General features: G+C 68.0%; 11 protein-coding genes and 1 pseudogene. 8 read left to right on the top strand and 4 right to left on the bottom strand.

All coding sequences use genetic code 11. The features are described from left to right. The first annotated feature begins 436 nt into the window (after positions 1 to 436). Positions 437 to 1,933, top strand: a complete 1,497-nt coding sequence (locus FRANEAN1_RS22675) for a PAS domain-containing protein (protein WP_157472760.1) — start codon at positions 437 to 439, stop codon at positions 1,931 to 1,933. A gap of 309 nt (positions 1,934 to 2,242) precedes the next feature. After that, the gene (locus tag FRANEAN1_RS43970; RefSeq protein WP_020462144.1) at positions 2,243 to 2,458 is read left to right on the top strand and encodes an SAM-dependent methyltransferase; all 216 of its coding nucleotides are present in this window, start codon (positions 2,243 to 2,245) and stop codon (positions 2,456 to 2,458) included. Here FRANEAN1_RS43970 and FRANEAN1_RS39465 read toward each other — a convergent pair. After that, positions 2,455 to 3,474, bottom strand: a pseudogene (locus FRANEAN1_RS39465) (integrase core domain-containing protein). The gene FRANEAN1_RS43970 and the pseudogene FRANEAN1_RS39465 overlap by 4 nt on opposite strands. Before the next feature lie 393 nt (positions 3,475 to 3,867). Between FRANEAN1_RS39465 and FRANEAN1_RS22660 the strand changes: the two are divergent. From FRANEAN1_RS22660 to FRANEAN1_RS39460, 3 genes are all read left to right on the top strand, one after another. Further along, a complete protein-coding gene (locus FRANEAN1_RS22660) occupies positions 3,868 to 5,823 on the top strand; it encodes an HAD-IIIC family phosphatase (protein ID WP_198145352.1) in 1,956 nt (651 codons plus the stop codon). After that, complete coding sequence (locus tag FRANEAN1_RS22655; RefSeq protein ID WP_041254617.1) at positions 5,820 to 6,050, top strand: phosphopantetheine-binding protein; 231 nt, start codon at positions 5,820 to 5,822, stop codon at positions 6,048 to 6,050. The genes FRANEAN1_RS22660 and FRANEAN1_RS22655 overlap by 4 nt, the downstream gene beginning before the upstream one ends. 149 nt (positions 6,051 to 6,199) lie before the next feature. After that, positions 6,200 to 6,586: an MFS transporter gene (locus tag FRANEAN1_RS39460; RefSeq protein WP_083788549.1), complete on the top strand. Its 387-nt coding sequence runs from the start codon at positions 6,200 to 6,202 to the stop codon at positions 6,584 to 6,586. Between the two features lie 14 nt (positions 6,587 to 6,600). Here FRANEAN1_RS39460 and FRANEAN1_RS22650 read toward each other — a convergent pair whose 3' ends face one another. Both FRANEAN1_RS22650 and FRANEAN1_RS22645 read right to left on the bottom strand, forming a co-directional pair. After that, positions 6,601 to 7,713 (bottom strand): IS110 family transposase, encoded by a 1,113-nt coding sequence (locus tag FRANEAN1_RS22650; RefSeq protein ID WP_020462139.1) that lies wholly within the window; start codon positions 7,711 to 7,713, stop codon positions 6,601 to 6,603. An 85-nt stretch (positions 7,714 to 7,798) separates the two neighbouring features. Then, a complete protein-coding gene (locus FRANEAN1_RS22645) occupies positions 7,799 to 8,131 on the bottom strand; it encodes a VCBS repeat-containing protein (protein ID WP_020462138.1) in 333 nt (110 codons plus the stop codon). Positions 8,132 to 8,652: 521 nt separating this feature from the next. Here FRANEAN1_RS22645 and FRANEAN1_RS22640 point away from each other — a divergent pair. Then, a complete protein-coding gene (locus FRANEAN1_RS22640) occupies positions 8,653 to 10,533 on the top strand; it encodes a potassium transporter Kup (protein WP_347177249.1) in 1,881 nt (626 codons plus the stop codon). 847 nt (positions 10,534 to 11,380) lie between these two features. Here FRANEAN1_RS22640 and FRANEAN1_RS22635 read toward each other — a convergent pair. Next, positions 11,381 to 11,593 (bottom strand): hypothetical protein, encoded by a 213-nt coding sequence (locus FRANEAN1_RS22635; protein WP_157472759.1) that lies wholly within the window; start codon positions 11,591 to 11,593, stop codon positions 11,381 to 11,383. Between the two features lie 142 nt (positions 11,594 to 11,735). On the opposite strand from FRANEAN1_RS22635, the gene FRANEAN1_RS22630 reads away from it, so the two are divergent. After that, positions 11,736 to 12,134, top strand: coding sequence for a hypothetical protein (locus FRANEAN1_RS22630; protein WP_347176718.1), 399 nt, complete (start codon positions 11,736 to 11,738; stop codon positions 12,132 to 12,134). Between the two features lie 753 nt (positions 12,135 to 12,887). Next, a complete protein-coding gene (locus tag FRANEAN1_RS39450; protein ID WP_020462134.1) occupies positions 12,888 to 14,138 on the top strand; it encodes a pentapeptide repeat-containing protein in 1,251 nt (416 codons plus the stop codon). Positions 14,139 to 14,159: the final 21 nt, after the last annotated feature.

The raw sequence follows: 14,159 nt of genomic DNA, 5'->3' as shown, positions 1-14,159 counted from the left end.
AACCACGCAGGTCCACCGCATCCGGCTGGTTGTGGCCGCCTGTGGTCCGCCGTACTGCATCTGTGGACGGCGGCTGCATGTGCCGCATAGATGTGATCTCTGCAGGTGCACAGCCCGGTGATGGCCGGAAGGGGCAGGTCAGAGGGCTGTCGGTGCTGGGACGTGTCGCTGTGTGACACGAAGGGCCTGAGGTTGTGTCGGATTCTCCAGGTACGGCCGTCGGTCGCTGCTCGGCCGGTTCCATCGGCCAGAGACGCCCCTAGGGTCGTGCCGGCCCGCTACGGCAGGTGGAGGATCCGCTGTCGCGAGGGAAGGGGGGCCGTCGATGACGTCTGCTTCGAGGGGGGCCACGCGGCGCCAGGGTCCGTGCCGGACCGGGGCGGGCCACGGTGGGGATACGGCCGGCTGTTGCGATGCCGGGGATCTGCTGGACTCGTTGGGCGAGGTGGTGTTCCGGACCGACGCGGAGGGTTGTTGGACGTATCTGAACCGGGCGTGGACGACCCTGACCGGCTTCGATGTCGTGGCCAGCCTGGGTGCCCAGTTCCTGGACTATGTTCACCCGGACGAGGTGGAGGCCACGGTCGCGTTGTTCATGGGTGTCGTCGCGGGGGGTGCCGATCACTGTCACCACGAGACCCGCTACCGCACCCGGGACGGCAGCTACCGGCGGGTCCAGATCAGGGCGACCGTCCTGCGGGACGCGGCGGGCGTGGTGGTCGGCAACACCGGGACGATCCTGGACGTCACCGCCGCCCGCCGTGACGCGCAGACCGTCGGGGAACACGCCGCGCTGCTGGAGTTGGTGTCCGCAGGGGTACCCGCCGGCGAGCTGCCGGTTGGGGTGGCGGTGTATGACGCCGACCTGCGGCTGTGGCGTGGTTCACCGGTCCTGGACCAGATCGCTCGTGTGCCCCAGCGTGTGGGGGATCGTCTTGCCCAGCTGGCCGAACGGCTCTCGCCGGCGGCCGGGCCGCGGCAGCGCTCGCTGGGTGGCGAGTGGGGCATGATCGCGGCTGCGCTGCGTACCCACCACGCCCAGGTCGGTGATCTCGACCTCGTGGGGGAGCGCGGTACCGGCCGGTCGATGCGGGTCACAGTGATCCCATACGTACGGGGCGGTGAGGAGATGCTCGCGCTCGTCTTCACCGACATCACCGACCTGCGCCGCGCCGAGCGCGAGCTGCGCCGGCTCTACGAGCAGGCGGAACGGAGCCGGGCCTGGCTGGCGGCGAGCACCGAGATCACGACCAGCGTGCTGGCCGCCCCGGATCCATGCGAGGCTCTCGGTCGCGTCGCGCGGATGGGCCGGCGGATGGCCGCCGCGGACCTGTCCCTGGTCGCCGTGCCCGACGAGCACGGCACCCTGGTCGTGACCGCCGCCTCCGTAGCCCCCGACCTTCCCGCCGACGCCGACGCCCTACCAGGGCTGACCGTCACTCTCCGCGCCGCGCCAGGAGCCGGCGTGCTCAACGCAGGCCACGCCGTTGTCCTGGACGGCCTACAGCTGCGGGGGAACCGGGTCGTCCACGCGCCGACGCTGCCCCTCGCCGCGGCGCTGGCCGTGCCGCTACGAATCGCCGGGCATCAGGCGGCGATCCTTCTCCTCGCCCACCGGAGCAGCACGGCTCGCCTTCCGGCGCGCGACATCGAACTGGTCGAGGGCTTCGCCGCCGACGCCGCGCTCGCCCTCGAACTAGCCCAGGCACACCAGGAACGTGCCCGCCTGGCGGTCTTCGAGGACCGCGACCGCATCGCCCGCGACCTCCATGACCTGGTCCTCCAACGGCTGTTCGCCATCGGCCTGCACCTGCAGTCCCTAGCCCGCGCCGCCGGCGACATGATCGGCGCACGACTCACCGCGGCCATCGACGCCCTCGACCAGACCATCGAGGAAATCCGCCGCACAATCCTGCAGGTACAACCCTCATGAACCGGGCAGCGCCCGTCCCACTTGCCGGCGGCGTAACTGGTCACCGTTGTCGGCGCAGGCGCGGAAGAGCGGGCTGGCGATGCCGCGGCTGCCGTTTGCCGGCGGCATTGGGCGATGCGGCGGGTGCCGTCGGGGTGGGTGGGATGGTCGCGTAGCGCGTTTTAGCTGGCAGCGGTGATGGGCGACGACGCGCCGCGTGGCGGCTCCCGACGAGCCGCAGGCTGTCTGCGGTGGTCCTGCGGGGGAAAGGTCCGGCTGCCCGTTAAGGCGATTCCAGACGATTACGCCGGAACGTGGGGGGTGTGCGCGGTGACCGACGCCGAGGCTGGAGCGTCCAGCGCGAGGCCGTGGTTTACGTCTGTGACGGAACGCGTCAGCCAGGTCGATCTCAAAGTGGACGTTGCGCACACGGCGCGCATGTACGACTACTACCTGGGTGGTAAGGACAATTTCCCCGCCGACCGGCAGGCCGCGGAGCATGTGGGGTGCCAGAACTCGGCCACCGGCGTTGACCTGGGATTTTAGGCTGCTCGTTCGTATTCGTTGATCAGGCCGCCGAGGACGGGCTGGCGCCTGATCCGTTCCTGGCTCAGGTCGGCGACGGGGTGGTCGGGCCGGGGCGGTTGAAGGTCGCGGCCGCGGTGGGGCCGTCGTCCGTTGTAGTGGGCGGCGTACTCGGCCAGGACGGTGCGCAGGTGCCGTTCACTGAAGATCAGCATGCGGTCGGTGACCTCGGTCCGGACCGTGTGGACGAACCGTTCCGCGTAGGCGTTCGCCCGCGGAGCCCGGGGTGGGATCGTGACGGCGGTGATGCCGGCGTCGGCGAGGACCGCGTCGAACGACGCGGTGAACTGGCCGGCCCGGTCGCGGATCAGGAACTGGAAGTCGGCAGCCCGGTCGCCGAGGTCCATGAGGAGGTTGCGGATCTGTTGGGTGGTCCACAGCCCGTCCGGGTGGGCGGTGACCCCGAGGATGTGGACGGAGCGGGAGCCGACCTCTATGACGAAGAAGCAGTACAGACGCCGCAGCGTCACCGCGCAATCCACGTGGAAAAAGTCCACTGCCAGCATCGTCGATGCCTGGGTGCGCAGGAACTGCCGCCACGTCGTGTCGGTCTGCCGTTTCGGTGCCGGGGGCAGCCCCAGGGACGTCAGGACCCGGCGGATCGTGGAGGCGCTGACCTTGTTGGCCGAGCTTGAGGAGCTCGCCCTGGATCCGCTGGTATCCCCACATCGTGTTCTCGGTCGCGAGCCGCTCGATGAGGGTCGCGATCTCCTTACCGACCAGTGGCCGTCCGGTCCGCTGCGGGTGGGTCCATTTCCGTGTGATTAGACGGCGGTGCCACCGTAGGACGGTGCCGGGGTGACCAGCCGGTGCGCTCGCAGTGCCCTGGGTAGGAGTCGGATCAGTGCGGCGAGCACCGCCCGGTCCGCCCAGTCCCACCGGGGCTTGGGCTGGGTACGGCGCAGCACCGCGACCTCATGCCGCAGCACGAGCAGCTCGATGTCCTTGGATGTCGACGAACGGCCGAGGAGGACCAGTCAGCCACAGACCCGCACGAAGATCAGGTACAGCAGGCGCACGGACATAGCTGACCATCATGCCGGCTGCCGCACCATCGCATCACCCCAGCTCATGGGCCCAGGCCGACTTCTGACACCCCACAGGCTGTGGCGCCGCGACCGCGACCACCGCGTCGGCTGACGATCTACCGCGCCGCTGACGATCTGCCGGGCATGGTCCTGGCTGACCGCCGGCTGACGATCCGTCGGGTGCGGTCCTGGCCGACCGTCGACTGAAAGATCCACCGGCTGCGGTTTCAGCGGAGACAAGCGGTTCTTTAGCTGACCCTTCCATGCTTCGGCGTCGCGGGATATGGAGGGTCGCTGCCGTAGGCATGGCCGCGAGCCGGTGACGTAGGTGAGGAGACATCCGTGGTGACGATCGGGGAGAAGATCGCTGTTGCGGGTGGGGGTGTTGACGTGGCCCCCGGGCCCGCCGCGCTCCCACCGCTTGACAGGTTGCGTTCGCTGCACGCCGCGGGCGGCCTGACCGGCGAGTACGGGGTGGTGGCGGGCCTGCTGGCGGAGATCGCCACCCAGGAGAACGGCGCGACCGATCTCGTCCGGGCCGGACAGATACTGACCCGTCTCGACCCGGACGAGGTCCTGGAAGCAGGCGGCGCTGTCGAGGTGGTCGCGGTCGCGATCACCGGACATTCGACGATTGGCAATCTGCTTGCCCCGCTGACCGCCGAATTCGCCCGGCACGGCGTGCTACTCCGCCCGCGGATGAGCGATTTCGACGCCTATCTGCGGGACCTGCGGGAGACCGACAGCCCCCTGTACGCGCCCGACGTGACGCTGGCGTTGTGCGTCCTGGACGCACAGGTGATCTTCGACGAGCTCCCCGCGCCGTGGCTGGTGGAGCATCTGGAGGCGGCCGCGGCGGGGAAGCTCGCGCAGCTGGAACGGCTGGCCGACCAGTACGTGGAGCACGGTCGGGGAACGCTGGTGCTCAACACGGTCCCACTGCAGCGCCTGCACACCCACCAGCTCGTCGACCATCGTTCGCGGGCCGTCCTCGGGGTGGCGTGGCGGGAGTTCAACGCCGGCCTGCTCCGGCTGGCCGAGAAACATCGGCGGGTCGTCGTCATTGATCTCGATCCGCTGATCGCCGCCGGCGGGCCGGTCAACGAGACCCGGATGGCCTCGTACGCCAAGGCCCATCTCGGCGAGGAGCTGCTGGCCCGGTACGCGCGCGAGGTCGCACACCTGGGGCGGGCCGTGCGCGGGAAGGCCAAGAAGGTTCTGGTCGTCGACGCGGACAACACCCTTTGGGACGGCATTCTCGGTGATGACGGGCCGGACGGTATCGCCGCCGCCACCACCTTCCGTGGCGAGGCCTTCGGGAACTTCCAGCGGGTGGTCGCCCAAATCGGATCGCAGGGGGTCTTGCTCGCCGTCAGCAGCAAGAACGACCAGGATCTCCTGCTGCAGGTGCTTCGTGAGCACCCGGACATGCAGCTGCGGGAGAGCGACTTCGTCCGGGTGAACGCGAACTGGAATCCCAAGGACGGGAACCTGCGGGACATCGCGAAGGCGCTCAACCTCGGCGTCGACAGCTTCGTCTTCGTCGACGATTCCCCGTTCGAGTGCGGCCTGATCGCCTCCAGCCTGCCGGGTGTGGCGGTCGTACGTCTCGATGAGGAACCCGCCCTGCACATCGAGCGGCTGCTGGCCGATGGTTGGTTCGACACGCTCGAGCTCACTACGGAGGACCGCGCCCGGGCCGGCCAGTACCGTGCCGACGCCGGCCGCCAGAGCCTGCTGGACAGCGCGTCCTCGACCGAGGAGTACCTGGCCCAGCTCGGCGTGGCGGTCACCGTCACCCGGATCCGGGAGCACGAGGTGGCCCGGATCGCCCAGCTCACCATGCGTACCAACCAGTTCAATCTCACCACCCGGCGGTTGCAGCCGGCCGATGTCGCGGCCCGGACCGACAGCTCCGAGCACCTCGTCCTCTCGGTCCGCTCCGCCGACCGTTTCGGCGACAACGGGGTCGTCGGCGCGCTGTTCGCCCGGATCGGTCCCGACGGTCTGCACATCGAGAACATGCTGCTGAGCTGCCGAGTCTTCGCCCGTGGCATCGAGCAGGTCACGATCACCGCCGTTCTGGAGCACGCTCGGTCCCTAGGCCTGCCGGCCGCCTTCGCGAGCTACCGGCCGACCGCGAAGAACAAGAAAGTCCGCGACTTCTATCCATCCATGGGATTTGCCGTGCTGGTGGCGGGCGACGAGGAAACGAGCTTCCGGCACGACCTCGCCGACATCCCCGCCGTCCCGGAACACCTCCAGCTCACCGTCGACCTCGAAAGGCCACAGTCGTGATCACTCAGGATGACTTCATTCGCATCATCCGGGACGAGTTCGCTCTCCCGCTGGCGGGCGGCGACCTCGAATCCGACCTTGACCAGGTGGTGAGCTGGGACTCCATGCACGTGCTGCGGCTGGTCTCGGCGCTGGAAAAGGAGACCGGCCGGCGCATTCCCATCGGCCGGCTGCTCGAGGAGCTCAGCCTGCGCGGAATGTACGAGCGGGTCGCCACGGCGGTCTGACGGCCGGGTGGCACGAGGAGAATGATGTGAGTATCGAGGGTCAGGGCGCGGCGCAGGTGCCGGACCAGGAGCCCGTGAACACGCCGGAGCAGGCCTCGAGAGACAGCCGTCGATGGTGGATACTGCTGGTGGTCTCCGCGGCACAGTTCATGGTCGGGCTGGACGCCACGGTCGTCAATGTCATGATGCCCGAGCTGCAGGACTCGCTCGGACTGTCGGCGACCGGCCTGCAGTGGGTGATGAGTATCTATGTGCTGCTCTTCGGCGGGCTGATGCTGCTCGGCGGGCGGTTGACCGACGTGATCGGTCGGCGCCGGATACTACTCGCCGGGCTGGCCGAGAGTGTTGCGTGTCAGGGCGTAGAGCAGCGACCACACCATGACCATCCAGCCTGCCCGACACGGGCTCCGCCCCGCAGGCAAACACGCAGGTCACCGCTCGAATCCGGGTTCTGGAGCCCCACAAGGTCGGATAGGCCTCCCGGTAGACGAGTTCGTTCTTCAGGGTGCCGAAGAACGATTCCGCTGCGGAGTTGATGCTCCTATAGATTTCAAGCGGCCTGAGGCGACGGATCAGAAGCCGCGGCGCGGCTGTACTCGACCACGTTCGATGGCGGTAGAAGGCGATAGAGTTCCCGCGCGACGTATCGTTTCAGGCAGCGGATGATCTCACGCTTCGTAAGTCCTTCTGCGGTGCGCCGCTCGACGTAATCGATGGTAGGTTGATGCCATCGCATGCGCACGATGACGGTACGGTAGAGCGCGGCGTTGGCCTGCCGGTTCCCACCTCGGTTGAGCCTGTGACGGTGCGTCTTCCCGGAGGACGCCGGGATCGGACTCACGCCGCAGAGCTTCGCGAACGCCGATTCCGAGCGGATCCGGTCGGTGTTGTCCCCGGCGGCGATCAGCATTTCAGCCGCCGTGTCAGGGCCGATACCGACTGCTTCGACAAGCCGTGGCGCGGCGGTTTTTGTCTGATGTTTGAGATGCCAGCTCAGTGACTTGACTTCTTCGTGCAGACTCAGCCACCGCCGCGCCAGCGACGCCAGCACGTGCCTCATCGCCTTCGCGGGTGTCGTCGGCGCCCCCACGCACTCGAGCGCCGCGCAGGCTTCGATCAGGCGGTGATCTGTGAGAGGTTCGAGCGCGCCCCGGAGCTCGTCGTCGGCGGTCACCAACGTCGCCTTCAACGTGATCATGGCTGCTGACTGGGCCTTCACCGCAGTGTCCCGGGCAACCTTGATCAGACGAAGCGCCTCGACCGACCCATCGGCCGTCTTCGGCGTCGCGGTCAGCACGCCGGCGACGACCTGGCGCGCGGCATGCTCGGCGTCGATTGTGTCGGTCTTGCCCGCCTGACGTCGCTCACCTTTCCGTGGTGGACGGCTGACTTCCCGGACGTCGTGGCCATGCCGGCGCAGAAAACGCGCCAGTCCCAGACCGTAGGAGCCGGTTCCCTCGACCCCAAAGGCAACAAGCCGCCCAGGAGAATGCACCCGGGCCAGGCAGAATGCGAGCAGCATCTCGAAGCCGGGCGGGGTCGCCGGGATCACCAGGTCCGCGAGACGGCCTCCGAGACCGTCGAGTAGCACGGCAACATGCTGATCTTTGTGAGTGTCGACGCCGACGATGACATCGTCACGGGAAAGCATCATGCTGGGCATCGGCTGGCTGATCTCCTTCACAGATCACCGGTCACATCCCGCTGGTCGGGCGGGCGGACAGGACTGCGATGAGACCCTGCTGCGATCAGGCTCCTATCAGGTCGCCGATCCGCACCCCGGACGGGCCGGGCCCGGCGAGGTAGGGGAGCGCCGGTTGGAAGGTGCCGTCGCCGTTGCCGAGTAGGACCGACACGGTTCCGTCGCCGGTGTTCGCGACGGCGAGGCTGTCATTGCCGTCCCCGGTCAGGTCGCCCACCGCCACGTCGGCGGGACCTGATCCGACGACGTAGGTGATCGGAGGGGCGAAGAGCGTGGCTGCCCGCGCGGTTCCGGGCGCGACAACGAGTGCGGACACGGCCAGCGTGACCGCCGCGAGCGGTCCGGCGGCGCCACGCCCGCGAGCGGTGCGTCCTGTCATGCTCGCCTCCGTGTCGAGGTCCGACGCCCCGGTCCGAACGCGCCCATTCAGCCTCTCCTGTCTCGGTGCCTCGCCGCGCCGCCCGCGAATGCTCAGCACCGCGTGCCGCCTCCACCCGTCGGGCGAGGCGGCCGTTCCGCGCGTCGCCTCGTCTTCGAGGCTGGCGCACGGCCTGATGGTGACCCGGCAATGTCCTCAACAGCCGCAGCGACACTCGCGCATGTCACGATGAGTAGTAGATCGTTTTCGAGTGGTGTCGATCTCCTTCCTCACGATCCGACCGGCCGTCGACTCAGTCCGGATACGGGGTGGCCCGCGGAACTGGACGCAGCGGGTGTGACGCCCTCGGTCCGGGAGGCACGCGCTGACGGGCGGTACCGTCTGGGCGCGGTGCCCGGCTTCCAACGCGCCGCGGCCAGCGCCCAGGAAGGACGGTCGTGACGGAGCAGCAGCTGACGACGCCGGAGCCCGGGCCGACGCCGTCGGGGACCCATCACGCGCAGGGGCGCGACGCGGCCCGGCTGGCGCTGGTCGTTGGCGCGCTCGGTGTGGTGTTCGGGGACATCGGGACCAGCCCGATCTACACCCTTCAGACGGTGTTCAACCCGAGCGACCCACATCCCGTCCCGGTCAGCACGGACAACGTGTTCGGCGTGGTGTCCCTGGTGTTCTGGTCCGTCACGATCATCGTCACGATCACCTATGTTCTGCTGGCCATGCGCGCCGACAACGACGGCGAGGGCGGCATCATGGCGCTGATCACCCTGCTGCGCCGGTTGGGAACAGGACAGGGTGGCCGGACCGCCGCGGTACTGGCAGGGCTAGGCATCTTCGGGGCGGCGCTTTTCTTCGGCGACAGCATGATCACGCCGGCGATCTCCGTGCTGTCCGCGGTCGAGGGCATCAAGATCGTGGAGCCGTCGCTCGAGGAGCTGGTCGTGCCGGCCACCGCGGTGATCATCGTGCTGCTGTTTCTCGTGCAGCGGTTCGGTACCGCCACGGTCGGCGGGGTGTTCGGACCCCTGATGATCGTGTGGTTCGTGACCATCGGCGCGCTAGGTGTGGTCGGCATCGTCGGGCACCCTGCCATCCTTGAAGCGTTGTCGCCGACCTACGCCGCAAGTTTCCTGGCCAACCATTTCGGCACCGCGTTCTTCGCCCTGGCGGCGGTCGTGCTCGCCGTCACCGGAGCTGAGGCGCTGTACGCCGACATGGGACACTTCGGCCGACCGGCGATCAGCCGGGCCTGGCTGCTCCTGGTGTTCCCGGCGTGCGTGCTCAGCTACCTCGGCCAGGGGGCGCTGATCCTCGGCGACCCGGACACCATCAGCGGCCCGTTCTTCCTGCTCGCCCCCGGCTGGGCACGGCTGCCGCTCGTCCTGCTGGCTACCGCCGCGACTGTGATCGCCTCCCAGGCCGTGATCACCGGGGCGTACTCGGTCGCGTCGCAGGCCGCCGAGCTCGGCTACCTGCCTCGGCTGCGGGTCGCCCACACCTCGGAGTCCATGATCGGGCAGATCTACGTCCCGTGGATCAACTGGCTGCTGATGGTCTCGGTGCTCACGCTCGTCTTCGCGTTCCGTAGCTCGGCGGCCCTGGCGTTCGCGTTCGGCATGGCGGTGACGGGGACGATCACCATCACCACCCTGTTGTTCTTCTACATCGCCCGGCGGAGGTGGCACACGCCGCGGTGGCTGCTCGGCCTGGGCGCGAGCGTGCTGCTGGTGGTCGACCTGCTGTTTCTCGCGGCCAACCTGACCAAACTCGTCCACGGCGCATGGCTTCCGCTGCTCATCGCGCTGACGGCGTTCACCGTCATGACCACCTGGCAGCGGGGCCGAAAGATCGTCACCGCGCAGCGGGAACAGAGTGAGGGGTCGTTGCACGATTTTGTCGAGCAGCTACGCGTGAACGTGCCGTCCACGGACCGGGTGCCGGGCACGGCCGTGTTCCTCAACCGCGGCAAGCGGACCGCGCCGCTGGCACTGCGGGCGAACGTCGAGCACAACCACGTGCGCCACGACCTGGTCCTGATCGTGTCGGTGGAGACCCTGCCGGTGCCGCGCGTGCCGGCGAACGATCGGATCGCCGTGGACGATCTGGGCTATACCGACGACGGCATCAGCCACATCACCGCACGGTTCGGCTACATGGAGACGCCAAATGTGCTCGGCGCCCTCAGAACGATCGACCCGGCCATCGTCGAAGGACGGCAGCTGAACCTGGACCAGGCGTCCTACTTCCTGTCTAAAATCGAGCTTCGAAGCGGGAAGGCGCCGATCATGGCACGCTGGCGCAAACGCCTTTTCATCGCGACCTCATACATCACCGCTGACGCCGCCGAACACTTCGGCCTCCCACGCGACCGTACTGTCATTATGGGCTCACATATCGAGGTGTAGTGGCAGCGAAGAGTCATCGGAGCCCACATCGCCATCTCCCCGAATTACCGTCTCTGTCGTTCCCGCCTCGCTGTTCACTGCTTGAGCAACAGTGGCCGGCTCCTCTACGTCGGGGTCTGTCCAGAAAACGGCTCTGGTGCACATCCGCCAGCACGATCACCTTAGGTGGGAACCGGAACCCGGCGAATTCCGAGACCGGAGCCGGCGGACCGGCAGCCCGCCGTCATACCACTCGATCATGACGCTAGGCGCCCAGACCGGGGACCACCCGACCCCACTCCGGCAGATCGATCAAATCAATCACACGATAACAATTATCGGACATCCACGCGCAGTCCTCTCACTGGGAACTGCGTGACATCTACCGACCGGCCGTCACCCGCCGCCTACGACACGCTGATCGTCTGCCCGGTAGTCCGGTCAACAGTTCTGCTCGGCAGCCGGCAGGCAACTCGCTGTGAACGGCGGGCCGGTAGAGGTGCGGCGCTCGGCACGGAGGCTACTCATCTTCGCGGGCATGGTAACGCTGGCATTGAACATCGCGGAACCCCTGATCGCCGGCCAGTACGGCAAAGCAGCTGACCGCCCAGCGGACGGGGGGCGCGGCCCCGCCGACGTGGTGTGGCGTCATGCAGTCGAGTACGTCCTACATCGGCGGGATCGGTTGTCACGTCGGGCCCACCGATCCGGGCCTGTGTCAAGGGCGTGCTCACGCGCAACCAGCAACCGTGCCTGCCCCGCGGCCGGCGCCTGAGCCGAGACCGCAGCCTGCGGCCACCGCCCGCCCGGTGCACCTGCAGCCCAAGCCGGCCTCCACGCTCTGACCGGCCCTGCGGCGCGGGGCCGGTCAGGCGTGACTCCGTAGCGCTCCGTCGCCCGCCTCGATGCTCTCATCGCGCAGGTCAAAGTAGGGCTGTCCGTCGGCGACGTCGCCGACGACAAGGCATACGAAGTGGACCGCAAGGGTCGACGTGCCCGCGTCAACCAGGTCGTCCGTCGCGATCACCACTGGGCTGGTCCGGCCGCCGTCGGTCAGCCGGACGGCCAGCCCCGCGAGCACGGCCAGCTCATCCGCGCGACCGGCGAATACCCCCAGGTCGGGCGGCACCCGCGCCGGGGGGACAAGCCCTCCGAGTGGCGCGACCCACCGACCTGACCGCGATGGGCCGGCGCGAGAGGCGGGAGTGGTGATGAAGGACCTGTTGGAACAGATCGAAGCCCGGCGGATCCGAGCCGGGCGGACCATGGAACGGCTACAGGCCGAGATTGCCGCGCTCACCGAGCAGCTCGTCGCCGCCGAACGCGACCCGCAGCGCCTCGACATCACCCGCGAGACGCTGCTGGAACTGTCCACCGAGGACAACGCCGCACCGGTCGAGATGCCGCCGGGCTACCGCGAGGTCGTGGCCCTGTTCGCACACGACGGGAACGGGCTACGCGCCAAGGAGGCCTGCCGGGCCCTGGGCACCGGCACCGAACCCCGCCATGTCGAGAGCATGCGCGCGAAGCTGAAACGCCTCGTCGACCGCGGCGTGCTCTCCGAACCCGATCCCGGCCTGTTCGTCCTGCCGCGACCCACCCCAGAGATCAACCCAAGCTGAGACCCGACGAAAACTTACAGAACACCCACTGACTCCCGGTGAGGTGACAGAGCTGCGGCCCCTATCTTCGCAACCCGGTGATCGGCGGTCAGACCGCGGCAGTGAGCGCGCTGAACGCGCCCATCGCCCTCCGTGTCGGTCTGGCGTTGACGGCGAGTGGATAGCGACCGCGGCGAATCTTCTTGACCATGACATGCCCGACGGTGACGGTCTGGACGGGCCCGGTGGTGATCGCGGCCCGCCGGCGGCGATGTGGCAGTGCTCGGAGGAGAAGCCAGCGAGTGGCTGCCTGTTGCGACGTTCACCGGCGAGGACGTCGATGGCCTGGCCGCGCCGGTCAACGGCCAGGTAGCGGTATCCGTAAGAGTCTGATGCGGGCCTTGTTGATGAACCGGGGCACGAAGGGCCGCACCGCCAGTCAGATAGTCACGTGATCGACCTCGCGGAAGCGCTCAGAGCGCAGCTCCTGGTGTCCTCCTCCGGCAGAGTGAACCTGGTACCAGCAGACCTCCATGACGATCACCTCCGGCGGGAACCGGAACTCCGCGGACTTCGGCACCAAGGCCGGAGATTCAAGGCGGCGGCGGGATATCACCCGATCATGTACTGGCCAGGCCATCGGCCTCGACCCAGGTGACAGAGCATTGATCCCCTGGACCGGCGAACTGACTCATCACTACCCGCCACGGCTGTTACATCAACAGCCGGATACTCGACGGCTACGGCTTGCCGCTGCGGCGTACAAATCTACCTATGGCCGACAGCGTAGTAGCCCGCCGGCGCACCGGGCGCCGCTGGCTGTGGATCGTGGCCGGGGTTGCGGCCATCGGGGCGGTGTGTGCCGTGGTGGGGATCTGGCATCTGCCAGACCGGATGTACCCGGGTACCTACGCCGAGGTGGGGGAGGCTCGCGCTGCGTTGCAGGCCGGGCTACTGACTGCTGCCGCCGCTCTGACCGCCGTAGCCGGTGGGCTGATTGCCTTGGACGAGACCCGGCATGCCAACGCCGAAGTGCGGCGGGCGAACGCGAACACTCATGTCCGTGAGCTGTACGCGACCGCGATTGGTCTTCTCAGCGCGGATGACATCGATAGCCGCCTTGGTGGGATCTACGCGCTGGAACGGATCGCTCGGGATAGCGCGGCTGACCATCGTATCGTCGTGGAGGTGCTCTCGGCATTCCTGCGCGAGCACACCCAGCCCGCTTCGGTGCTCGAGCAACGGCCACCTCCCGGACGACGTTGGAGACATCCTCCGGTCGGAGCGGGTGGTGACGACGAGGGCCGCGTCCGACTGCGGACGGATATGCATGCCGCGTTCGCGGTCCTGGGGCGGCTCCCTGTCCGGCCCGGAGCGCCCCCCGCTGACCTGACAGGCCTTCATCTGGGTGCGGCAGACCTGGCTGACGTTCAGCTGACGGGCGCAGATCTCACCGGCGCCCAGCTTGCTGGCGCAAATTTGACCAATGCCTGGCTAAGTGGAGCTAACCTCACCCGAGCACATCTTGACGGCGCAGTCTTGACCGACGCCCGGCTGGATCGGGCTGATCTCACTCGGGCCCGGCTGGGAGGGGCGGACCTCACTCGAGCCTGGTTGCAGCATGCCAACCTCACCCGAGCGCAGCTTGGCGGCGCTAATGTGACCGACGCTCGCCTGGTTGGCACGGACCTTACCGGAGCCCGACTAGATGGTGCCAACCTCACCCGCACCTGGCTGGACGGTGCAAATCTCACCGGCGCCCGACTGGAAGGGGCGAAACTCGTCAACGCCTGGTTGGAAAGGGCAAACCTCATCGGTGCCCGGTTGATTGGAGCGGATCTTGATGGGGCATGGCTCAATGGAGTGGACCTTTTGGGTGCCTGGCTGAACGGAGCGGACCTCGCTCGCGTTGTGGGATTGTCGCAGAGCCAGCTGGATGAGGCGCGGGGCAACGACGAGACGCGGATACCAGACGGATTGGTACGGCCAGAATCATGGACGTCGGGGGACGGCAGTGGGGGATGACCCAGGCGGTGCTGGGCGGAC

It is taken from the genome of Parafrankia sp. EAN1pec, from assembly GCF_000018005.1.
GTDB classification, from domain to species: Bacteria; Actinomycetota; Actinomycetes; order Frankiales; family Frankiaceae; genus Parafrankia; species Parafrankia soli.
Note: the sequence above shows the minus strand (reverse complement) of the source record. Positions and strands in the feature narration are given on the sequence as shown.